The organism is Paenibacillus sp. BIHB 4019, assembly GCF_002741035.1.
GTDB lineage: Bacteria > Bacillota > Bacilli > Paenibacillales > Paenibacillaceae > Pristimantibacillus.
This window is the reverse complement of sequence record NZ_CP016808.1, coordinates 5,145,214-5,166,064: the sequence shown is the minus strand read 5'-3', so window position 1 is coordinate 5,166,064 and position 20,851 is coordinate 5,145,214. Positions and strand designations below refer to the sequence as shown.

Annotated in this window: 25 protein-coding genes; 2 read left to right on the top strand and 23 right to left on the bottom strand. The window is 49.1% G+C overall.

What is annotated here, in order from left to right:
• Positions 1-51 precede the first annotated feature (51 nt).
• The 11 genes from panD to BBD42_RS22530 all read right to left on the bottom strand — a co-directional run bounded on the left by panD (position 52) and on the right by BBD42_RS22530 (position 8,940).
• Positions 52-435 carry an aspartate 1-decarboxylase gene (panD, locus tag BBD42_RS22580; RefSeq protein WP_099519964.1) on the bottom strand — a complete coding sequence of 128 codons (384 nt, stop codon included), beginning with the start codon at positions 433-435 and terminating at the stop codon, positions 52-54.
• A complete protein-coding gene (gene panC, locus BBD42_RS22575; RefSeq protein ID WP_150131638.1) occupies positions 428-1,318 on the bottom strand; it encodes a pantoate--beta-alanine ligase in 891 nt (296 codons plus the stop codon). Before panC ends, panD begins: the two co-directional genes overlap by 8 nt.
• Positions 1,293-2,237, bottom strand: a complete 945-nt coding sequence (gene panB, locus BBD42_RS22570) for a 3-methyl-2-oxobutanoate hydroxymethyltransferase (protein ID WP_099519962.1) — start codon at positions 2,235-2,237, stop codon at positions 1,293-1,295. The genes panC and panB overlap by 26 nt, the downstream gene beginning before the upstream one ends.
• A 275-nt stretch (positions 2,238-2,512) precedes the next feature.
• Entirely contained in the window at positions 2,513-3,493 is a 981-nt protein-coding gene (locus BBD42_RS22565; RefSeq protein WP_099519961.1) for a biotin--[acetyl-CoA-carboxylase] ligase, read from the bottom strand.
• Complete coding sequence (locus BBD42_RS22560) at positions 3,483-4,766, bottom strand: CCA tRNA nucleotidyltransferase (RefSeq protein WP_172455588.1); 1,284 nt, start codon at positions 4,764-4,766, stop codon at positions 3,483-3,485. Before BBD42_RS22560 ends, BBD42_RS22565 begins: the two co-directional genes overlap by 11 nt.
• Before the next feature lie 19 nt (positions 4,767-4,785).
• Positions 4,786-5,952, bottom strand: a complete 1,167-nt coding sequence (bshA, locus tag BBD42_RS22555; protein WP_099519959.1) for an N-acetyl-alpha-D-glucosaminyl L-malate synthase BshA — start codon at positions 5,950-5,952, stop codon at positions 4,786-4,788.
• Positions 5,953-6,039: 87 nt separating this feature from the next.
• Positions 6,040-6,738: a bacillithiol biosynthesis deacetylase BshB1 gene (bshB1, locus tag BBD42_RS22550; RefSeq protein ID WP_099519958.1), complete on the bottom strand. Its 699-nt coding sequence runs from the start codon at positions 6,736-6,738 to the stop codon at positions 6,040-6,042.
• Positions 6,735-7,154 carry a methylglyoxal synthase gene (locus BBD42_RS22545; RefSeq protein WP_056028730.1) on the bottom strand — a complete coding sequence of 140 codons (420 nt, stop codon included), beginning with the start codon at positions 7,152-7,154 and terminating at the stop codon, positions 6,735-6,737. The genes bshB1 and BBD42_RS22545 overlap by 4 nt, the downstream gene beginning before the upstream one ends.
• Before the next feature lie 40 nt (positions 7,155-7,194).
• A complete protein-coding gene (gene dapB, locus BBD42_RS22540; protein WP_099521755.1) occupies positions 7,195-7,953 on the bottom strand; it encodes a 4-hydroxy-tetrahydrodipicolinate reductase in 759 nt (252 codons plus the stop codon).
• A gap of 49 nt (positions 7,954-8,002) precedes the next feature.
• Positions 8,003-8,548 (bottom strand): tetratricopeptide repeat protein, encoded by a 546-nt coding sequence (locus BBD42_RS22535; RefSeq protein WP_056028733.1) that lies wholly within the window; start codon positions 8,546-8,548, stop codon positions 8,003-8,005.
• 56 nt (positions 8,549-8,604) lie between these two features.
• Positions 8,605-8,940 carry a nucleotide pyrophosphohydrolase gene (locus tag BBD42_RS22530; protein WP_099519957.1) on the bottom strand — a complete coding sequence of 112 codons (336 nt, stop codon included), beginning with the start codon at positions 8,938-8,940 and terminating at the stop codon, positions 8,605-8,607.
• 389 nt (positions 8,941-9,329) lie between these two features.
• Here BBD42_RS22530 and BBD42_RS22525 point away from each other — a divergent pair, with 389 nt between their 5' ends.
• On the top strand, positions 9,330-10,199 hold the full coding sequence (locus BBD42_RS22525; RefSeq protein ID WP_056032646.1) for a YitT family protein: 870 nt from the start codon (positions 9,330-9,332) through the stop codon (positions 10,197-10,199).
• Positions 10,200-10,211: 12 nt separating this feature from the next.
• Here BBD42_RS22525 and BBD42_RS22520 read toward each other — a convergent pair whose 3' ends face one another.
• From BBD42_RS22520 to BBD42_RS22465, 12 genes are all read right to left on the bottom strand, one after another.
• Positions 10,212-11,087, bottom strand: a complete 876-nt coding sequence (locus BBD42_RS22520; protein ID WP_172455587.1) for a sporulation protein YpjB — start codon at positions 11,085-11,087, stop codon at positions 10,212-10,214.
• Positions 11,088-11,139: 52 nt separating this feature from the next.
• Entirely contained in the window at positions 11,140-11,775 is a 636-nt protein-coding gene (locus BBD42_RS22515) for a DUF1405 domain-containing protein (RefSeq protein WP_099519955.1), read from the bottom strand.
• Between the two features lie 109 nt (positions 11,776-11,884).
• Positions 11,885-12,763, bottom strand: coding sequence for a menaquinol-cytochrome c reductase cytochrome b/c subunit (locus BBD42_RS22510; protein WP_056028744.1), 879 nt, complete (start codon positions 12,761-12,763; stop codon positions 11,885-11,887).
• 19 nt (positions 12,764-12,782) lie between these two features.
• Entirely contained in the window at positions 12,783-13,454 is a 672-nt protein-coding gene (qcrB, locus tag BBD42_RS22505; RefSeq protein WP_046232067.1) for a menaquinol-cytochrome c reductase cytochrome b subunit, read from the bottom strand.
• 16 nt (positions 13,455-13,470) lie between these two features.
• Entirely contained in the window at positions 13,471-14,004 is a 534-nt protein-coding gene (locus BBD42_RS22500; RefSeq protein ID WP_056028748.1) for a Rieske (2Fe-2S) protein, read from the bottom strand.
• A gap of 233 nt (positions 14,005-14,237) precedes the next feature.
• A complete protein-coding gene (locus tag BBD42_RS22495) occupies positions 14,238-14,660 on the bottom strand; it encodes a DUF2487 family protein (RefSeq protein ID WP_099519954.1) in 423 nt (140 codons plus the stop codon).
• A gap of 257 nt (positions 14,661-14,917) precedes the next feature.
• Positions 14,918-15,097 (bottom strand): IDEAL domain-containing protein, encoded by a 180-nt coding sequence (locus BBD42_RS22490; protein WP_099519953.1) that lies wholly within the window; start codon positions 15,095-15,097, stop codon positions 14,918-14,920.
• A gap of 22 nt (positions 15,098-15,119) precedes the next feature.
• Entirely contained in the window at positions 15,120-15,626 is a 507-nt protein-coding gene (locus BBD42_RS22485) for a gamma carbonic anhydrase family protein (protein ID WP_099519952.1), read from the bottom strand.
• A 106-nt stretch (positions 15,627-15,732) separates the two neighbouring features.
• The gene (locus BBD42_RS22480; RefSeq protein ID WP_099519951.1) at positions 15,733-16,968 is read right to left on the bottom strand and encodes a hypothetical protein; all 1,236 of its coding nucleotides are present in this window, start codon (positions 16,966-16,968) and stop codon (positions 15,733-15,735) included.
• A gap of 272 nt (positions 16,969-17,240) precedes the next feature.
• On the bottom strand, positions 17,241-17,837 hold the full coding sequence (locus BBD42_RS22475; protein WP_099519950.1) for a histidine phosphatase family protein: 597 nt from the start codon (positions 17,835-17,837) through the stop codon (positions 17,241-17,243).
• 82 nt (positions 17,838-17,919) lie between these two features.
• A complete protein-coding gene (locus BBD42_RS22470; protein ID WP_099519949.1) occupies positions 17,920-18,522 on the bottom strand; it encodes an anti-sigma factor in 603 nt (200 codons plus the stop codon).
• Entirely contained in the window at positions 18,519-19,115 is a 597-nt protein-coding gene (locus BBD42_RS22465; protein WP_056028760.1) for an RNA polymerase sigma factor, read from the bottom strand. Before BBD42_RS22465 ends, BBD42_RS22470 begins: the two co-directional genes overlap by 4 nt.
• Positions 19,116-19,602: 487 nt before the next feature.
• On the opposite strand from BBD42_RS22465, the gene BBD42_RS22460 reads away from it, so the two are divergent.
• A complete protein-coding gene (locus BBD42_RS22460; RefSeq protein WP_099519948.1) occupies positions 19,603-20,811 on the top strand; it encodes an MFS transporter in 1,209 nt (402 codons plus the stop codon).
• Positions 20,812-20,851: the final 40 nt, after the last annotated feature.

Sequence of the window (20,851 nt, the reverse complement as noted above, 5' to 3'; positions counted from 1 at the left end):
TTCATACTTGGAACCAGCCTTTACATAACGGAGGAACTGACTTGCGCCTGCTTACAAAATCGTCGCATGGATTTCTTCCGTCATTTGCGACACCGGACGGTTCGCCTCATCCAAAATAACGACGCGCGGCTTGTAATTTCTAGCCTCTTCCTCCGTCATCGATGCATAAGAAATAATAATGACCGTATCTCCTGGCTGTACGAGTCGGGCAGCTGCGCCATTAAGGCAAATAACGCCAGAGCCTCGCTCCCCTTTTATAATGTACGTTTCAAGGCGGGCTCCATTATTATTGTTTACGATTTGCACCTTTTCATTGGCCCAAAGATCCGCCGCATCCATTAAATCCTCATCAATGGTAATGCTGCCGACGTAATTGAGGTTTGCCTCCGTTACCGTCGCGCGGTGCAGCTTTGATTTCATCATCGTTCTAAACATTGCCATTCACCTCCAAAGGTTCAAACAGCTCATTATCAATTAAACGGGTCGCCCCGAATTTTACGGCTAAAGCCAAAATGTAGCGCTGCTGAGTACGCCCAAAAGGAACGTCAGCAACAGGTGTGGCAAGTGCTGGATATTCCAGCACTTCGACATAATCGATATCGGCAAGCGGTGCTTCGCCAATCGCAGCACGCACTTTGTTCACAAGCTCTGCTGGCGTTAGCAAGGCGTCCTTCATCCATTCCCGCGCCTTGGCAAGCGATGAAGAAAGGGCAACAGCTTGCGACCGCTGCTCCGCATTCAAATATACGTTGCGCGAGCTAAGCGCAAGGCCATCCGGCTCCCGCACAATCGGGCATGGCACGATCGTAACAGGGAAATTCAAGTCATCGGTCATTTGCTGAATAACCGCGACTTGCTGGGCATCCTTCATGCCAAAGTAGGCCCGATCAGGCTGCACCAGATGAAACAGCTTGCTGACGACCGTTCCAACGCCGTCAAAATGACCAGGGCGCGATGCGCCGCATAAGCGGTCTGTTACATCGCTGACAAGCACCTTCGTCAGCACCTTGCGCGGATACATCTCACTGACCGATGGCATAAACACGATATCAATGCCGTTTTCAGCAGCGATGGATAAATCGCGCTGCTCATTGCGCGGATACGTTTCAAAATCCTCGTTCGGCCCAAATTGCAGCGGGTTGACGAAAATCGACAGCACGCTAATATCATTCTCTGCTGCTGCCTGCCGCATTAAACTGGCATGTCCTTCATGCAAATAACCCATCGTCGGCACAAAACCGATGCTCGGCTTGCTGCCGCCGCTCCACATCTTCTTTTGCTGCGCTTTTAGCTCATCTATGGTTCGGCACAAAATCACGCTGCTCATTCCCCTCTCCAGCCTGCTGGCTTTCACCCGCACCTTTGACACCATTAGTCTGCTCGCGGGTCGCTGAACCGCCATAGAGGCTGTCTACAGCGTCCTCAGACCTTTTACCGAACACATGCTCCTCCGCTGGAAACTCGCCGGATTTGACTTCACTTACAAAAGCTCCGATTGCATCGCGAATCGTCGAGCCGATGTCTGCGTACACTTTAACCATTTTTTTCTTAATGACAGGCGATGAATATTGCAAAATATCGTGATACACAAGCACCTGTCCATCGCATCCGCGGCCAGCCCCAATCCCAATTGTTGGAATCGACAGCTCGCGGCTAATACGGTCCGCAATCGTCTCCGTTACAAGCTCCAGTACGATGGCGTAAGCGCCTGCCTGTTCAAGCGCCTTGGCATCCTGCAGCATTTGCTCTGCTTCCGCCTCCTGCTTTCCTTGTACCTTAAAACCGCCATGCGTGTGAATCGATTGCGGCTTGAGCCCAATATGGCCCATCACCGGAATGCCCGCTTTGACCAGAGCCGCCACTTCGCCCGCAATTTCTTCCCCGCCTTCAAGCTTAAGCGACTGGCCGCCGCCCTCCTGCATCATTCTGGCGGCATTGCGCAGCGTAGCTTCACGCCCAATTCCGTACGTCATGAAGGGCATATCCGTTACGATAAACGTATTGCGTGCCCCGCGTGCTACCGCTTTCGTATGATAAATCATATCGTCTAAAGTGACCGGAAGCGTCGTATCGTAACCGAGCACCACATTGCCAAGCGAATCCCCTACAAGAATAATATCGACGCCAGCCTCCTCCGAAAGCATAGCTGACGGATAATCATAAGCGGTCATGACGGTAAGCTTATTGCTCTCCTCTTTCATTTGCTGCAAGTTCGTTATCGTTAAACGTTTCCTCATCTTGGCCTCATCCCTTCTTCAAATCTGTTTTAGGATAAACACAAAAAAACCTTTTAGCCGTCGCTAAAAAGGTCCCCAAACGAAAAAGGAAACGTATCTCACTTTATTGCTTCCTTCTGTCTCGGTCCTTTCGGCTCAGAGCAGACTACTTGTACTTCAAACAAAACTTTCTTGCAATTCCATGCCGATGCAGGCATGAGGGTTAGCACAGTGCAGCTCTTTTCAGATGCCGCCCGTTAACCCCATACTAGCAAAAATATGTCGATTCGTAAATATTACTCGCCCCGCGGCTCGCCCATTTCTGCCGAAAAAATAAGCGCCTGGCTGCCATCCAGCTTTTCTATGATAAGCGCTCCGCTAGCATCAAGCCCTCTCGGCGTGCCTTCAACGACTCCTTGCGGCGTTAACAGCGTAGCTGGCTTGTGAAGCGAAACCGAAAGCGACTCCCATAGCGTAACAATCGGGGCAAAGCCCTCGCTTTGATACAGCTCATACAGCTGCTCCCACTCCAGCAAAAAATCGGCAATTATCGCTTCGCGTACTTGTTTCTCGCCGCTTGCCATACGCAGGGAGGTCGCCTTTTCCAAAAGCTCCTCGGGATAATCGGCCTGCTGCAAATTAACGCTGATCCCGATTCCGGCGATGACATAGCGCAACCGCTCATCCTCTGCGGCGGATTCGAGCAATATGCCGCTAATTTTTTTGCCATTAATGAGCAGATCGTTGGGCCATTTAATGCCGATGTCGAGCTTCGTCAGCCGCTTAAGGCTGCGGCAAAGCGCTACTGCCGTAAGCAGCGTTAGCTGCGGAGCAAAATAAATCGGCACCGTTGGACGCATGACCATGCTCATCCATATGCCTTTGCCCAGAGGCGATATCCAGCCTCGGCCCATACGGCCCCGACCGCTCAGCTGCTGCTCGGCAACAACGAGCATCCCTTCCTCCGCACCGCCTTCCGCTAGCGCTTGCGCAATATTTTGCGTCGATTCGACCGATTCCAGCACCTGCAGCTTTTGACCGAATTTTTTGGTTTTAAGGCTGGTTAGCAACGCAGCCATGTCCAGCTTGTCCGGCATGGAAAGCAGACGATAACCGAGCCTGCGTGAAGCTTCAAATTCAAATCCTTGTGACTCCAGCTTGCGTATTTGCTTCCATACTGCCGTGCGGCTCACTTTCAGCTCGCGGCTAATATGCTCGCCAGATACATATTCGCCGTCACGATCCGCGAACAAACGCAGCAAGTTTTCATGACTCATCCGTCTCTTCCTTCCATCTGTCAACTTGTTTCAGCAGCTGTTCCTGCGAATTAGAAAGGTCGCCAAGCGCAACTAGCAGCAGCAGCCGTTTCAGCATCTCGCCCATCCAGGCGCCCGGTTTGCGATCCCAATAGGCCGCAAGCTGATTGCCGTTTATCGCCAGCTCCTTGAGCGAGGAAATTTCCATTCGCGACAGCCAAAGCTTCATCCGCGGCACATCCGACCAAAAAGCGTGCTCCCGACCAGTTGCTTCAGCAATATGCAGCCAGCTTGCTGCTGCTACCTGTCCGTAGCGCAGAACGGCCTCAATCCAGCTTATACGAAGCTTCTCTTCGTTCGGACTCCGGTTTACGACCATATCATGATAAAGCGACACAATCGCCATAATGACGCCGCTGCGGCTTCCTGACATGCGCAGCGCCTGCAGCGTTGCTTTTGCCTCCTGAGGGGTAACGCTTGGCTGCGTCATCAATGCTGCATAACGAATGTCTACGCTATCTAACGCAGTCAAATAGTCAAGCTGGATACGCCCCGACTTCGCTGCCACTGCAAGCAAGGCACGAGCAGCCGGCAAAGGCTCTAGGGTGTAAGCAAGCAGGCCGCTCCCAGCGAGCAGCGCTGCTGCATAATGCGGAGCCGGTCCGCCAATCATTTTATCAAGCTCGGCCTGCACACGCTCCATCGCTACGTAGCGCAGCAGCTCGCGGTGCTTGAGCAGCGCCCGCCAAGTGCGGTACACGATGCGAAAGCTGAACTGCGAAGCGAAGCGGAGAGCACGCAGCATGCGAAGCGCATCCTCCTGAAACCTGGCTTCCGCGTCCCCTACACAGCGTATCTGCTTCGATTGTATGTCGCTCATGCCGCCATACGGATCGTAATAATCTCCGCTTAAATGCATCGCCATCGCATTAATCGTCAAATCCCGCCGCAGCAAATCTTCTTTTAGTTCCGATATAAAAGCCACACTTTCTGGCCTGCGATGCTTCTCGTATACGGATTCCTTGCGATACGTCGTTACCTCATACCCTGTTCCATCCTGCATCACCGTCACCGTCCCATGCTGCAGGCCGGTTGGAATACAATACGCAAATAAGGCAACAACCTGCTCCGGTGTCGCCGACGTTGCAATATCTACATCTTTAAGCGCGAGGCCCATAACGGTATCCCTCACGCAGCCTCCAACGAACACGGCTTCGTGGCCGTGCCCGTTCAAGGTTGCGAGAATGGGCAGCGCCTCTCGCATTGCTTGCGGAATCGAGGTGCAGCGCTCCATCTTCTCACCCTCTATCCTCTTATTCGCAAACGACCGCAGACGCAGGAAGCTCAGCTTCCATGCCCAGCACGCGATGATAAATTTCTTCATATTCAGCCGTAATGCGATCATTACAGAAAGCATGGCAGGCGCGGTATATGCAAGCTTCCTTAAACTTCGCATGCAGCTCTTCGTCTGTCAGCAAACGAATCGCATTGGCGGCCATGCTGTCCACATCGCCTATCGGGCTAAGGAAGCCCGTTTCGCCATGCGTCACCAGCTCCGGGATACCGCCAGCAGTCGAGCCAATCGTCGGCACGCCGCAAGCCATGGCCTCCAGCGCTACTAGACCGAAGCTTTCTTTCTCCGAAGGGAGCAGCAGCACATCAGCAAGCGATATCACCTGCGCCACATCCTCCTGCTTGCCCAGAAATACGACGCGATCCTCCAGTCCCATTTCACGGATTTTACACTGGATTTTCGACAGCTCAGGGCCTTCTCCAACGAGCAGCAGCTTCGAAGGCACTTTTTTAGCAACCTGCTGAAAAATTTCAATAACGTCAGATACCCGCTTAACAGGACGGAAATTGGAAATATGCATTAATATTTTTTCATTCGGGCTGGCATAATCCAGGCGCAGCGAAGCGACGTCCCGAGGATAATAAATGCGCTTGTCAACGAAATTATAGGTCAGATCAATCGGCTTCGTAATATCAAGCAGTTTTCTCGTCTCCTGGATCAAATCCTGAGAAACCGCCGTTACAGCATCACTTTTGTTAATGGCAAGCCTAATCAAGTCCTTAAGCGACTCATCCTGCGCGAGCACCGTGATATCCGTTCCATGCAGCGTTGTAACCGTCTTGAGCTCATCGCCGATCATTTGCTTGGCGAGATGGGCACAGACGGCGTGAGGAACCGCATAATGCACATGAAGCAAATCCAGCTTCTCCATCTTGGCGACCTGTGCCATCTTGCTTGCCAGTGATAAATCATAAGGCGGATACCGAAATACATAATAATCATTGACTTCAACTTCATGGAAAAAAATATTTTTATTAAAATGGCCTAGCCGGAACGGAATGCTGTGCGTTATAAAATGAATTTCATGTCCCCGCTCAGCAAGCAGCTTGCCGAGCTCAGTCGCAACGACACCAGAGCCGCCAAGCGTAGGATAACAGGTTATCCCGATTTTCAACTTACGTGCCATGTCATGCTCACTCCTGCCGTCTCTAGCTTTTATAATCAATTCTATTCCTAATGGTTTGTATATCTTGCCAAACCGGGTGCCCGGCTTCTAAAATAATTTCACCTCATGCGGCCGCTTTAAAGCAAATCCTTCCGCGTACTGCCAGGAGCGTGCCTGACCGAGCAGCATATCTCTTGCTTCTACCCGTTCCACATAGCGGTCGGTGAGCGGCGTCGAAACGCGGTCTTCTGCCCCGGAAACCGCTTGAAACTGCGAGCGGTATGCTAGCAGCGATTGGCGCTTCGTTTCGTATTGCTCACTAACGTCTATGACGAGCGAAACCTGCTCCATGTCATTTATGTAGTAATAAATAAGCTGCTGCACCTGAACAGGCGGCAGCTCCGGCATATATTTTCGCAGCTTGGCATTGAATACAGCTTCCTCAACCAGCTTGCTGCAGGCAATATGATCGGGATGCCGATCAACCCAATACGGCGCAAATACGATGCGCGGGCTGGTACGGCGGATTTCTGCCACGATGCTGTCGATATTGCTGCGTGTAAGCTCAAGGCCGCGGTCCGGCAGCTGCAAATTGGTCCGTGAATAAAGACCAAGCACCGCAGCAGCTTCATCGGCTTCGCGCCTTCGCTGCTCTACGGTGCCATTCGAAGACATTTCCGCTTCGGTCAAATCACAAATGCCCACCAGCATGCCTGCCATCGTATGCTTGGCAATCGTGCCGCCCATTCCGATTTCAGCATCATCTGCATGAGCGCCAAATACGAGAATATCTAAGCACTCACTCATAACGGCAATTCAGGCTTGTACTTATGAACAAGCTCTCTCCAGGCAAAATCGCCGCGCTCCAGCGCCTTGACGAGCAATTCGGCTGTCGCCACGTTCGTCGCGACTGGAATGCCCTGCACATCGCAAAGGCGAAGCAGCGCAATAATATCCGGCTCATGCGGCTGTGCCATTAGGGGATCACGCAAAAAGATAATCAAATCCATTTCATTTTGGGCAACAAGAGCGCCGATTTGCTGGTCGCCGCCGAGCGGTCCCGACATAAAACGGTGAATGCTCAAATTCGTTTGCTCCATAATTCTCGTACCAGTCGTACCTGTTGAATAAAGCTCGTGGCCAACAAACACCTGCTCATAGGCAATAACAAAGTTGACGATTTCTTCTTTTTTTCGGTCATGCGCGATGAATGCAATTTTCATAGGTGAGGCCCCTCTTCCGCTGTCTAGTTCAAACCTTCTATTAATCCATTAAATGCTCGAAACCGTATACTAAGCCGCTGTACCCCATCACTTTCTTAATCGCTACATTAACGCCTGGCATATAGCCCGCACGGTCATAGGAGTCATGGCGAATTTTGAGCGTTTGGCCATAACCGCCAAATACAACTTCCTGCTGCGCAAATACGCCCGGAAGTCTCACACTATGTATACGGAAGCCATTGTAGTAACCGCCTCTTGCTCCTTCAATCGTTTCTTTCTCGTTAGGATTGCCTTGGCGCAGCTCCTGACGAGCCTCGGCAATGAGCTCTGCCGTTTTGATCGATGTGCCTGAAGGGGCATCAAGCTTGTGGTCGCCATGATATTCAATAATTTCAACATGCGGCAAATATTTCGATGCCTGTGCTGCAAATTTCATCATCAGAATAGCGCCAATCGAAAAGTTCGGCGCGATGAGCCCGCCAAGCTGCTTCTCGATACAACGCCCGTCAAGCTCTTCAATTTGCTCAGGGGTAAAACCTGTCGTTCCCATAATAGGACGTACGCCAAATTCAATCGCTGTTTTTGTATGTTCATAGGCTGCATGCGGAGCCGTAAAATCGACCATAACATCAGCCTTTGCACTGCTGAGCGCCTCTTCAATCGTCTTGCAAGCGATGACGCCGGTATTCGGCTTGTTCGCAAAGCTTCCCGCATCTACAGCGCCTGCTGAAGGCGCGACGGCGGATACAAGCTCCAGCGCCTCATCCTCCAGCACCATTTTTACCACTTCACGGCCCATAAGACCGCCTGCTCCGATTACTGCTACTTTAATTGTATCCACTTATCCATCACCTGTTCCTTCGTCTATGTTGTCCGTTGATTCGGTAGCGCATCAAGCGCCGCCGACGGCTCACGTCAGCAAACAGCCTTCTGGCAGCTGAATGCTCCGGGTCAAGCCGAATCGCTTCACGCGCATGGACAGCAGCTTCATCCAGCTGACCAAGCTCAGCGTACGTCATGGCGATCCAGTAAAAAGCGTCAAAGCACAGTGGATCAAGCTCCACCGCCTTCTTTAGCATCAACAGCGCCTCTTCCAATGCCGGAGGCTCTTGTATCAGCTGCTGCTGCGCACCGGAGAGCTGCAGCCTCGCTTCAATCGTCTGCAAATGATAAATATATTCCGGCTCATCCCTCGCCAGCTCAAGCGCCCGGCGGGCATGGTCATAAGCTTTCGCCCATTTCCCGCTGCGCGCGCATGAAATAGCGCACTTATGATAATAACTGGCATTGTCAGGCTCTGCGGCAATCGCTTGCTCAAACCAGACAATAGCCTGTTCAAAATCGCTGGTTAAAATGAAAGCATACGCCTTTTTGATACAAGCATCCCCGTTCATTACCGCCCATCCTCCTTGTACACAGGTTGATGGTACAGCATATGTGAGATGCGGTATTACTGTTCAGCGTTTTTTAAAGTCCAGCGGTTTTTATCCCGTGTATTGAATTTGTCCATTACTTTATTATGTGCTTCCGTTAAATCAATATCGAGCGAATTGGCGAAGCAGGATAATAGAAATAAAATATCGCCAAGCTCCATCTCGATGGAGTTGTCGGCCTCATCCGCCTTCTTGCGCTTCTCGCCGTAGGAATGGTTCACTTCACGCGCAAGCTCGCCGACTTCCTCGCTCATTCTTGCCATCAGCGCCAGCGGACTGAAGTAGCCTTCTTTAAATTGAGAAATATAATCATCCACTTCTTGCTGGATATTTGCCAACGTTTTTTGAGACATACGTGAAATTCCCTTCTTTCAAGACTAGCGTTTTCCCCATCTATAGCAGTTGGAAAACAAGCCTAAAACTTATTGTTGTCAATAATTCATATGTTAACGCAAAGAGACGATGAAAACAATGTTTTTGAACGATGAAAATTGCGCTATACTACAGAATGGAAACCGCCTTCCAATCAACATCGGCGTTTTCCGGCCATCCCAAGTATAAGATTATTCGCAAGCAGTGGACACCGAAGCAAATAAGTGAAATAATGGCTTCTTTACGCTTATCATTCAAGCGTAAACGACAATCGCCGTCCTTGGCCGGCAAAGCTTCGTTTCGCGCTGAAATATAAGCCCGATATAAAAGGAAAACTTAGATGCTTATATTTTAAAAAAGGGGAATTCTAATGATGCTTCGAAAAGTGACTAAACAATTGCAAATTATTTTGCCTATTCTGCTAGGCACAGCCATATATGCTTTCGGGCTGCACTATTTCCTTATTCCAAACATGCTGATGGAGGGCGGTGTAACCGGCATAGCGGTTCTGCTCAATTATGCAGCCGGTTGGCCGCTGTCCATTACGACGCTTGTCCTCAACATTCCGCTGTTTCTGCTTGGCTGGAAAACGCTTGGCCGTACCGAGATGCTTTACACGCTCGCTGGCATCGTATCGCTCTCCTTCTTCCTAGCTGTAATGGAGCAGCTTATTGCCAGAGGCTGGGTCATTACCTTCCACACTTCAACCGACTACATACTTGCCGCTTTGTATGCAGGGGTTACGCTCGGGGCAGGGCTTGGCATCGTCTTCCGCTTCGGCGGAACGACTGGCGGCGTGGATATTATAGCCCGAATCGTATCGCGTCGCAAAACGCTGAGCATGGGTCAAATTATTCTTATACTCGATATTGTCATTATCGGAGGTTCGCTCTTTTTTATTCCTATCGAAAAAGTGCTGTATACGCTCGTAACGGTATTCGTTTCCGCCAAGCTCATTGATTTCATTCAAGACGGTGCCTATGCCGCCAAATCCTTCTCCATTATTACAGACAAAGGCACGCCGATGGCGCAGCGCATTACGATTGAGATGGAACGCGGCGTAACGCTGATGCCGGCAAAAGGCGCTTTTTCCGGCCAGCAAAAGGAAATCGTTTATTGCGTCGTTCAGCGGCAGGAGCTGCGCCGGCTCAAAGCCATCGTACGCAGCGTAGATCCTCGTGCCTTCGTCATTATTAATGATGTCCACGATGTGCTGGGCGAAGGATTTAACGAGGAATAAAAGCCGCTCCCATCATGGGAGCGGCTTTATGCCGTAAGGCTGCTGCTTGTATTTACGCCAGCTTTTATAAGCAAGCACAGCCATAATAATAGCGCCAAGCAGCAGCGTCCAGCTTACCGGATTAGCCGATGCGGGAGGCGCGAGCGCGGGCTCCTCCACAACCGCTTGCGGCTTGTCCGTAAACAATCTGCTTACCGCCGCTCCAAGCTGCGTCAGCGCCTCGTCGACTCGGCCCGCTTGCGCTTGGTCCTTAGGCCCGGCGGATAACAGCACGTTTGTGTAGCGTATCCGCTCTTGCAGCTCGGCTGCCCGTCCTTCCGGACGCAGCATAAAGGCGGGACCCTCAACGAGCGCCAAATGCGCGCTTAAGTTGTCCATCGCCGCTCTTGCAGCATTCGCCCGTTCCTCATATGGGCGCTTCCACGCTTTTCGCACGCGGCTTACATCTTCCAGCATAACCCGCTCATATTGCATCCATAAACCGCTTGCCGGCCTAAGCATCGCATCCGCTGTTAGATGAATCCGGGCAGATGCCTCCATCCATGCGGAGGACTGTTTTTTGCTCAAAAGCTCATCGGAGACAGCCCTGATGCTCTGCTGCAGCTTTGCCCAGCCAGCTGGGCGCCCTTCTATGCCTGTCTCCAGCTGCGGCACAAGGCGCTCCAGCTGCTGGACATATTTATAGCCGGCTTGGCGGTTGTCTGCATAAGAAGCTTTATATAATGAAAGAGCCGCTTCCTCGAAACGACGCATGAGCTCTTCAGCATCAGCAGCCTGCGCTTGTCTTGCGCCAAGCGGCTGTTCACCAGCATAAGCCCAAGTCGCAGAGACGGAGCCTAGCAACATCGCGATACATAATAAAATGGGTATTGCAATACGCGTTCTCATGGACATCCCCCCATAATCCAGCTTATGAGGGGATGTCCATCGTTATGCTTTTTTAAAGTTGTTTTCTTGCTCGGAGCACCAGCCAGCCGGCCATAAAGCTAAAGATGGTTAAACCATATGTAAACAAACGGACTTGCGGCAAATCGTCCATCAGCTCATCAGCCAGCCAAGGGAACACGCCGAACGTATAATCAATCGTGTCATTCAGCAGCAGCCAGGCGGTGCCTATGACGACGGCCTTGAATCCTGCTTTCATAAAGCGAGCATACAGAAGCACCTCTACAGCCATACCGAGATGGGAAAATACAAGCATGCCATGCTGCCAATTCAGCTCTCCGCCTTGCGCTCCCGTTGCCACTATCATCGACACTGCCCACAAGCCGTATTTCACTGACGTTACGACCGCAAGGCCTTCTATAACCATTCTAGTGACCTGAACAAATCTAGATGCCGATTCAGGCGGCGGGAACAGCAAATAAAGCAGCGCAAGCGTGAAAAACAAACTAGCCGTCGGACTGTCCGGCACAAATACAAGCAGCCAAGACGGAAACCGTTCATAGGTATAAACCAATTGATTCCAATACCAGATGTAACCATAAACGGTCCCTAAAAAATTAACGATAAACAGCAGCCACAATATCGTACGGTTCATCCACAGCATGCGGCTCCATAACCATGACAATCCCATTATTTTCAACCCCTATATTCCTAGCCTTGTTATAGCGTCCATACATTGTCCTAATAAGTTTGAAAAGAACCTGATTGCAATGAAGCAATCAGGTTCTTGCTGTAACTCGTTATTCAGTTGAAGCTTTCTGCTTGGAAAGCCAAGTTGCAATTTGATCAATCTGCTCAGCGCTCAGGCTGTCTTTGAAAGAAGGCATATTGCCGTTGCCGTTCGTGACGGTCGCTACAATTTCTTCTTTAGATAATACATCGCCAATTCCCCGTAGTGCAGGAATTTGCGGCGGATTACCTTTCATATCAGCTGCGTGGCAGGTCAAGCATTTGGATTGCTCCATCAGCTTATGTGCTGGATCATCCGCTTCTACAATCGCAACGGATGCGGTTTCAGGCTTCTTCGTTGTGCTAGGAGCCTCTTCGCCTTTAGCCGCTGCTTCTCTTGCTTTCTCTTCACGAATGTGATGCTCAGGTATCGTATTGGTAATTTCCAGCTGGTGCTGGTAGTGGTCCCAAGATATAACCGTCAAATACACACAGGCAATCAATGATAAAATCATTAGCGAGGAAGCAATCGGACGACGGTAAAATCTGCGCTCTTTGCCTGTATCGAGGAAAGGAGCAAGCAGCAAGCCGCCGAACATGACACCAGGAATACCCATTGTACCGAGTACAATGTAATCCTGTGATACATATGGATATTTCAAAAATTGATACAGGAACAAGAAATACCAGTCCGGCATCGGAATAAACGATGCGTTTGTCGGATCTGCCGGATAGCCTAGCGGTGCCGGCTCTGCAATCGTCCATACGAGAAACCCGACGAGTACGACGCAGCCAACCATCCACTCTTTCAGCAGGAAGTTAGGAATAAACGCTTCTGACTTCCCTGGAAAAGACGTGTAGTCCGGCGGAATATTCGGATGGTTGTTTTTCTTCACCCGCGAATCTCCGACGAATACAACCTTTTCGTCTGATTTGTGACCATGTGCCATCATAAAGTCCTCCCTTCGCTTAAAGTGGTCCCGAAATACCTTGTTTCCGAATCATCAGGAAGTGAGCTGCCAGCATAGCAAGAAGCGCACCTGGCAGGAAGAAAACGTGAATCGCGAAGAAGCGAGTTAACGTTTGAGCTCCTACAATGTCGCCGCCATACAGGAACTGCCCGATGTAAGGTCCGATGTACGGAACGGATTCCGCGATTTGAACGCCGACCTTTGTTGCGAAGTAAGCTTTGTTATCCCATGGAAGAAGGTAGCCTGTGAAACCAAGGCCCAACATAATGAAGAAAATAAGCATACCCACTACCCAGTTCATTTCGCGCGGCGCTTTATAAGAGCCGGTGAAGAACACGCGCAGCGTATGTAAAAACATCATAACAATAACGAGACTCGCACCAAAGTGATGCATGCCGCGAACGATGCCGCCGAATGCGACCTTGTGGTTCAAATAGTCAACGCTTGCATAAGCATTCAAAATGTCCGGAACATAATACATCGTCAGAAACATACCAGACAAAATTTGAATAACGGTAATAAAAAACGTCAAGCCGCCAAAGCAGTAGACAAATGCCGAGAAATGATGTGCAGGGTTAACGTGCTCCGGTACTTCGTGATCCGCAACATCCCTCCACAACGGCGTAATGTCAAGACGTTCATCAATCCAATTGTATACACTTTTAAACATCTGATCATTCGCCTCCTTAGCCTACCCGTGAATTTGGCTTAACTGGACCCAAGTAAACAAATCCATTCTCAAGCTTCACTTCGTATTCATCCAATGGATTTGGAGCAACTGCAAGGTTCTTGCCGTCTTTCGTATAACGTGCGTCGTGACACGGGCAGTCATACTCGTCTTTACCCTTCGCATTCCAAGCAATTGTACAGCCCAGATGTTTGCAGATCGGTGAAAGCGCAAAAATTTTGTTGTTTGCGTCTTTGGACACCCAAGCAGACAACTCAGGATCGCTGACGTACCATCCATCAACTTGGTGAATTTGGAACTTAAACTCTTGCGGATCTGTCGTAATTTTGCTCTCTTCTACTACTTTAACAAAGGTGCCCTCGGTTTTTTTCTCTAATAATGGGTCTACCGCAAAACGCACCATTGGAAGCACGGCTCCGCCCATCATAAATGCGGTTGTTCCACCGAGCGTATACGACAAAAACTGCCGTCTTGACATCTCTTTGCGTTGAAGCGGCTTATGTGCCGATTCTTGATGTTCGTGGTTACTCATCTTCTGTTCTACCCCCTTTGCCAACCATTTCTTGTGTTTTAGCCCATGGCAAAACACATGACGAACTAGGACATACTTATAATAGCCTAGGTGCTTAGGAGCGTCAAGAATATGGCTGATGATTGACTGCCTAATAAAATGTTGATTTTTAATTTGTAATTAATTTGTCACATTTAACCTTGCATGGCATTTGTTTTCCCCAAAAAACTTCCCGATTATGCAAAATTGAAAAATCAGGATGGCTCCTTTGGATTCCACATAAGCGAAACGCGCTCCTTCACGTCGGCACCAGAAGGCAGCTCGCCCGCTTGATCCGGTTCCAGCAGCAAATCGGCCTGAATATGAGCCAAATCCAACTTGCCGGATGCGGTCGCTACAATTATATATCGGAATCCCGATGCTCTAAGTGAAGCGCATACATCATTAATCATATCAACAGCCGCATGGGCCCCTACATAATGAAGCGCCGGATAAGTGACGACTCGTCCTTTAAAAGGTATTTCTATCAGATCCATTACATCACGCAGACCCTCCAGGGCAGCGGTCGCCTCATAAGGCTGCTCTTCGCCGTTCATGCCTGTCACAGGCAGCATGCAAGTGTCCAAATAAGGGCGCAGCTCTTCCCACTGCTCTTCTTGCACATCGCTAAATTTCATTGCTAAGAACTCCTTCCGCTTGCAGCTTCAGCTGGCTTATCGCAGCTTGCGAAAGCTAGCTAGCTTCCTTTTTATAGATCAAACCTTTGTCTATGTTAACGGTTTATTCCCCATTTGCCAATGGGTTTTCTCCATCTGCCTGCTTATTTTGCTGGATGCACAGCAAAATAAGCTTCTACCTCAGCTCGCGAGTTTTCTCGCCAGAGCCTGTGATGGAAGCTTATTTAGCCCTTCTCCTTGCTTTCCACGTTATGCCTTCACTTCATTTCGTTCAATTCTTTAGCTAAGCGATAAAACGTATCCTCATCGCCAGACGCAAGCGACTGGTCAATTTCGCGGTAAATACGCTCCGCACGGAATTTTCGCACCGCTTCATCCAAAGCCATTTCTGCTGCGAGCGACAGCATCGCTTCATACGTTACCTTCATTTTATCCATAGGATACACCTCCACACCGGCGTTAAGAGATCCTATATTCTTCGCCTTTCTTCACGTAGCTTTCCATCGTTCGTTTCATTCGCAGCAAATCGTCCTCTGTAAGCTCTCTAACGACTTTAGCAGGTGAACCAAGAGAAAGCGTATAGGGTGGTATCTTCTTATTCTCCGTAACAATCGAACCGGCTCCTACTAAAGCATATTCACCAAGCTGCGCGCCGTTAAGTACGATTGCCCCCATTCCAATTAATGTGCCTTTGCCTATCGTACAGCCATGGATAATCGCCGCGTGCCCAATGGAAACTTCATCTTCCAAAATGAGCGGCTGGTTCGTATTCACATGACCGACAACTCCATCTTGTATGTTGCAGCTATGTCCAATGTTTATTGGAGCCAAATCTCCGCGAAGCACAGCGTTAAACCATACTGTGCTGCTGTGGCCGATTGTCACATCACCAATCAGCTTCGCTCCTTCCCCAATATAAACACTGGAATGAATGGTTGGCCTTACTCCCAAATAAGGTAGCAGCATCTCGTAAATTCCCCTCTCATATGCAATGGAAAATCAGCATTCAGTTGCTATGCATCCATTCCTTTACATTAACGTGGGGTGATTCTATCAACTGCCGCATCCATTGTCAATACATGAACAACCGGTTCTGCTCTTCCAGGCTAATGCCTAGCATTACCGCCTTGCCCGCTTTCGTCGTTTTGATGACCATCCCGTGCTGCTCATGCTCTCCCAGGCGTATTAAACCAAGATGGACGAGCATGCCAAGCAATCTGTGCTGAAAAATCCGCTCCGCATCATCATAATAGAAAGGTTTAATGAGCGGGACGAGCACTTGGCTGAGAGATTGTGCCGTTACCCACTGATCCGACAGTCCGCCAATCCATTGTACGAGCGCTAAAATGTTCGGAATGGGCCCTTTATACTGCTTAAGCCAGCATTTGTACAGCTGCTGCAATTCATTTGCCGGAGCGCTAAGCAGCCTCTCCTGCCCATCTGGCGTAAGCCTGAGGCCCAGAGGCTCCTCTAGAAAATAGTTCATTTGCACACAGTAGTCATACAGCAGCGACATGCGATTCGGATAATGGTGAAAATATTTGCCGTAGCCGAATCGCCATTCCCCCTTGCCCGGCAGCTCCTCCTTAATAGAAAACAAATCAAGCAGTTGCAAGCTGAAGCGCTTGTATAAGGAGCCGTCAGCCGCCATCGTCACTTCGTTGTGATGGATGTAATGCAGCAATTGACGAATATCTGCTTGCAGCAGCTCCTGCTCATCACGATACACATGAGGCTCGTCTGTATACACAAGCTGTGCTGCAAATTTGCGCTTCAACGTTTCACGAAACCGCTGCTTCAAATCCTCCGGCACCTGAAACAAATAACGGTTCGGCCCAGTGAAGCCGTTAAACAGCCAGCCCTGATGCTTGAATTTGACGATTGTATCCCGGGGACTGCTCTCCTTCATGACAGGCGTTTTCTTAGAACGGCGCTTCGGTTGTGTTGCTTTGGCCGGCTTCTGAATAGAAGAGGCTTTCTCTCCCGAAACCTGCTGCTGCCCCTTCGTTTCCTTCTGGGCAACGCTCGCCGTCTCCGGGCTGCTGAACTTGCTCTGCTGCGCACGAGCCAGAAGCTCCTCCAGACTAAAAGCGTCTCTCGTCTCGAACAGCAGCGAGTTTAAAAAACGCAAATCCTCAATCGCCATGCTGCTGATCTGTTGCTCGAAAACATCATTTCTGCTTACTGCGCCAAGAATCGACTGAATCAATTCATTTTTGGAGTTGCTATTGCACTCGCATTGATAGACGGAGGCAATGCGGCTGAGCTGCCCGATATCTGCGCAGCCGAGCATATCCGATAAATTCATAGTCTCTCCTCCTTCGCGCTTAACTGCTGCTTTAATGAACAGCTTTGCTTGCACTCATGATTGTAGAGCAGCCTTTTTTTATTACCATTATGGGAAGAAACTCAGATTTTATAACCGCAGTTCCGGAAAAAATAGTTTTTATGCTTCTTTTTCGGAAAAAGCAGCTCTAACAGCAATCATCAAAAAACGCCATTTCTCCAGTAGGAGAAATGGCGCTGCCATCGATAGAACCCAGCTGCCCTGCAATTGTTAAAGCAGCTTTCACGCTTATTTTAAACGCCGACTTGATCAAGTTGCTGCAAATGCCGGCTGCAATTGTACAGCAAGGATTCCCATTCATTTTCATTGAACTGGAGAATCGAATAGGACATATTATCGAGAAACTGCTTCTCAAGTCCCGAGCAGAGCTCGTCCAGCAGCTGGGCGAGAAAGCTCCCATGCGTGACGACAAGCAAGCGCCCCTCGGGATTGCCTCGCCGCCATTCCTCAACAAAAGAACGCCCACGCCCGCGAACAGTCTCGTCAGACTCCTGTCCAACCTCAGCTTGGCGCCATTGCTCACCCCAGCGTGCTATTCGCTCCTGCTCCGTCGTTCCTTCTATATCGCCATAAAAACGTTCACGCAGCCGTTCATCCGGCGCAAGCAGCGGAATACCCAGCTTATCCGCGACAATTCGGGCTGTCTCACGGGCACGCTGCAAATCACTGGAAATGACAGCATCCCACAGCTTCTGATCTTCGCTTAGTCGGTTAGCGAGCGCAACAGCTTGCGCGACTCCCCGCTCATTCAAGGGAATATCGGTCTGCCCTTGTATTTTCCCAAGCTTATTCCAATCCGTATTGCCGTGACGCACCAGACCTATTATCATCCCGCCAGCCTCCCCAGCTTAGTTGCAATCTATTAACGCAACGTAACGCAAAACAAGGGCTCCTGTCAAGGAGCCCTTCGCATTAACTGCGTGTTCTTGATAACCAATTGAGCATAAGCAGCGTCATGACCATGCCAAGCAGCGACAGCGCTACCCAATACTGCGGAAAAGCCGGAACAACCTTAAGGACGAAAGGATCGCTGATGCTCGCAACCGGCACTTCATATTCAGCGCTGATAACGAGCCCGCTGCCAGAAGCATTAGCTGTGTCCATAAAACCAGTCAACTGGGCCAATTGATCCGGACTTGTACTCGTTTCGTTGCCCACGACGAAAAATACGAGCGCACAAACGAACATCGCCATGCAGCCTGCCACAATAAGGGCCACATTGCGACGAAAGGAAGGAGAAAACTGATAGCTTTTGTGTGTAACTGGCATAAGCCAGGAATCCTCTGCATAAATGCGATCCATGACTCCGCGCGTCACATGATCCATTGGCGGCAATTGTACAGAGTCATCCTCGGCAATGCAACGAATCAGCTCCTCGCTCTCTTCCCACAAACGGAGCTGCTCCATGCAATGCTCACAATCAAGCAGATGGGCCTCCATCTCCTGCCGCTGCGGATCTTCCTCCGGCAGCTCCCAGCAAATATGGAGTTTGTGTTGAACGTCTTCGCATTTCATCGCGTTTTCATCCCTTCAAATTCTTCCACTCCGAGAGCTTCGCCAAAATAAGGCTCCAATTGCACCTTCACACTGGCTCTGGCTCTGAATAACAAGGATTTCACAGAACTGACCGTCTGCCCTAAAATGCTGGCAATTTCCTGGTAGTCCATCTGGTCATATTCTCTAAGGATAAGTGCGGACCGTTGTTTTTCAGGCAAATTATTAATCGCTTCGCGAACCATCGCCATTCGCTCATTTCGAAGCACGAGCTGCTCCGGACCTGCATCAGGGGCCGTTACGGGCACAATACCCGATTCATCCAGAGACAAATTTGCAGCTTTCTGCTTGCGCAGCTCGCTAAGCACGGTATTGCGGGCAATCGTATAAAGCCACGTGGAGAAAGAAGCGTCCACCTCACGAAACGAGTGCAGGCTGCGATAGGCTTTATAAAACGTTTCCGAGCATAAATCCTCTGCCAGCAGCTCAAGCTTCGCGCTTTTGAGCATATGAAAAATAAAAGATAATATTTTGCGCTGATAACGGCTCATTAGCTCTGAATAAAGCTCAATGTTGCCATCTTTAATTTCCCTAATTAATTGGGAATCAGTCATGACAGGCGAACCTCCCCACCTGCGAATTCATCTTCCCGGCCCTGTTATCATTAAATTGTACCAAGCCGGAAGCAAAAAGTTGCGGTATGTATAATAAAAATTATGAATCGCTAGTCTAACAACATAAATTCGCGCCGCATAATCAAAATCCTGCTTTATTCGACAAAAGGATAAATGAGGAATTTTTTAGAAAAAGGTGCTTGCTATTGATAAATCCCCCTCCGTTTACCCTATAGAACAAAAGAAAAGTGGATAAGCAGGCAACTAATCCTGCTCAGCCACTATCCCGTTTGCCTATTCTTCATCCTCCTTCAGGCCATGCTCAAAGGGCGAAAATAACGTATAACGACGGCAACTCAAGGTTATGATATTTATGTTTCACTGCCTGCAAGCCCTTCATATAAAAATTCCGCTTATCAAGCTTACACGCAAGGTGGCTTTTTTGCTCTTGTATTACTATTAAATTTTATTGAAGCGAGGAAAAGATATGAATGAGAAAAAGAAATGGGATTTATCGGCTCTCGCGACTATCCCGCTTATCATGACGCTTGCGAATTCCATGCTCATTCCTATCCTTCCTCTTATTCAAAAAAAATTGCATATCTCTTCCCTTCAATCCAGCCTCATTATTACAGTTTACGCTGCGATATCCATCTTATGTATCCCTTTCGCCGGTTATCTTTCCGACCGTTTCGGAAGAAAACGAATTATTGTCATCGGGCTGTGTATTGCGGCTGTCGGTGGATTAATTTCAGGTTTAGCAGCATGGTTATTGCATGATCATGTTTACGCATTCATTTTAGCAGGCAGGCTCATTCAAGGAATTGGAGCCGCTGGCGCATTCCCAATCGTTATGCCATTGGTCGGCGATATGTATAAAAGTGAGGAAGAAGTTAGCAATGGACTTGGCATTATTGAAACCTCTAATACTTTAGGCAAAGTTTTAAGTCCTATCCTAGGCTCTGCATTGGCGCTCATTATTTGGTTTCTGCCTTTGGCTGTCATTCCAGTCATTTCAACCGTGTCTATTGTAGCTGTTATTTTTCTCGTTAAAGCACCAAAACAGCAAAATAAAACAAAGCTCAATTTTAAAAATTTTCTTGCTTCCCTTAAAGACGTATTTTCTGAAAATGGGAAGTGGCTGTATGTCATATTCGCACTCGGCGGAAGTGCCATGTTTATAATGTTTGGTTTTCTTTATGATTTATCATCCGTCCTTGAGGAAAGCTATCATATAGAAGGTATTTGGAAAGGCGCACTGCTGGCCATCCCGCTCAGCGCTATTTGCATCGCTTCCTTCGCCTCGGGGAAATGGATTGGAAAAAATAAATTAAAAATGAAATGGTTTACCGTGGCCGGATTTGTATTTATCGCCTCAGCCATGCTGATTGGTGGATTAGCCAATACAAAGAGCTTATTTTTCCTCATATCTCTCATGTTTATTAGCGGCTTAGGCATCGGTCTTGTTCTACCCAGCTTAGATGCGTTAATTACAGAAGGAATAGACAAAAAACAACGTGGGACTATCACTTCTTTTTACAGCAGTACAAGGTTTATAGGCGTTGCCTGCGGGCCATTAGTCGCTTCCATGCTTTTACGTCACTTCGAATGGTTGTTTTATATTTTTGTAGCCATTGCTGGCGTGTGCTGCTTAATTGCATTGTTTTTTATAAAACCAGATCAAATTAAAATATAGAAAAATAGCAGCTTAATCATTAAGCATGGAGCACGAATTA

Bases quoted from the DNA above. Each gene is read 5' to 3' on its own strand.
- BBD42_RS22500 (WP_056028748.1), bottom strand. From the start codon at position 14,004: ATGAGTAACCACGAACATCAAGAATCGGCACATAAGCCGCTTCAACGC.
- BBD42_RS22520 (WP_172455587.1), bottom strand. From the start codon at position 11,087: ATGAGAACGCGTATTGCAATACCCATTTTATTATGTATCGCGATGTTG.
- bshA (WP_099519959.1), bottom strand. From the start codon at position 5,952: ATGGCACGTAAGTTGAAAATCGGGATAACCTGTTATCCTACGCTTGGC.
- BBD42_RS22535 (WP_056028733.1), bottom strand. From the start codon at position 8,548: ATGAACGGGGATGCTTGTATCAAAAAGGCGTATGCTTTCATTTTAACC.
- BBD42_RS22495 (WP_099519954.1), bottom strand. From the start codon at position 14,660: ATGAAATTTAGCGATGTGCAAGAAGAGCAGTGGGAAGAGCTGCGCCCT.
- BBD42_RS22480 (WP_099519951.1), bottom strand. From the start codon at position 16,968: ATGAATTTATCGGATATGCTCGGCTGCGCAGATATCGGGCAGCTCAGC.
- qcrB (WP_046232067.1), bottom strand. From the start codon at position 13,454: ATGTTTAAAAGTGTATACAATTGGATTGATGAACGTCTTGACATTACG.
- panD (WP_099519964.1), bottom strand. From the start codon at position 435: ATGTTTAGAACGATGATGAAATCAAAGCTGCACCGCGCGACGGTAACG.
- panB (WP_099519962.1), bottom strand. From the start codon at position 2,237: ATGAGGAAACGTTTAACGATAACGAACTTGCAGCAAATGAAAGAGGAG.
- BBD42_RS22510 (WP_056028744.1), bottom strand. From the start codon at position 12,763: ATGGCACATGGTCACAAATCAGACGAAAAGGTTGTATTCGTCGGAGAT.
- BBD42_RS22490 (WP_099519953.1), bottom strand. From the start codon at position 15,097: ATGGATAAAATGAAGGTAACGTATGAAGCGATGCTGTCGCTCGCAGCA.
- dapB (WP_099521755.1), bottom strand. From the start codon at position 7,953: ATGGGCCGTGAAGTGGTAAAAATGGTGCTGGAGGATGAGGCGCTGGAG.
- BBD42_RS22465 (WP_056028760.1), bottom strand. From the start codon at position 19,115: ATGACTGATTCCCAATTAATTAGGGAAATTAAAGATGGCAACATTGAG.
- BBD42_RS22530 (WP_099519957.1), bottom strand. From the start codon at position 8,940: ATGTCTCAAAAAACGTTGGCAAATATCCAGCAAGAAGTGGATGATTAT.
- bshB1 (WP_099519958.1), bottom strand. From the start codon at position 6,738: ATGAGTGAGTGCTTAGATATTCTCGTATTTGGCGCTCATGCAGATGAT.
- BBD42_RS22545 (WP_056028730.1), bottom strand. From the start codon at position 7,154: ATGAAAATTGCATTCATCGCGCATGACCGAAAAAAAGAAGAAATCGTC.
- BBD42_RS22485 (WP_099519952.1), bottom strand. From the start codon at position 15,626: ATGCTGCTACCTTATTTGGGAGTAAGGCCAACCATTCATTCCAGTGTT.
- BBD42_RS22515 (WP_099519955.1), bottom strand. From the start codon at position 11,775: ATGGGATTGTCATGGTTATGGAGCCGCATGCTGTGGATGAACCGTACG.
- BBD42_RS22460 (WP_099519948.1), top strand. From the start codon at position 19,603: ATGAATGAGAAAAAGAAATGGGATTTATCGGCTCTCGCGACTATCCCG.
- BBD42_RS22475 (WP_099519950.1), bottom strand. From the start codon at position 17,837: ATGATAATAGGTCTGGTGCGTCACGGCAATACGGATTGGAATAAGCTT.
- BBD42_RS22560 (WP_172455588.1), bottom strand. From the start codon at position 4,766: ATGGAGCGCTGCACCTCGATTCCGCAAGCAATGCGAGAGGCGCTGCCC.
- BBD42_RS22525 (WP_056032646.1), top strand. From the start codon at position 9,330: ATGATGCTTCGAAAAGTGACTAAACAATTGCAAATTATTTTGCCTATT.
- BBD42_RS22470 (WP_099519949.1), bottom strand. From the start codon at position 18,522: ATGAAATGCGAAGACGTTCAACACAAACTCCATATTTGCTGGGAGCTG.
- BBD42_RS22565 (WP_099519961.1), bottom strand. From the start codon at position 3,493: ATGAGTCATGAAAACTTGCTGCGTTTGTTCGCGGATCGTGACGGCGAA.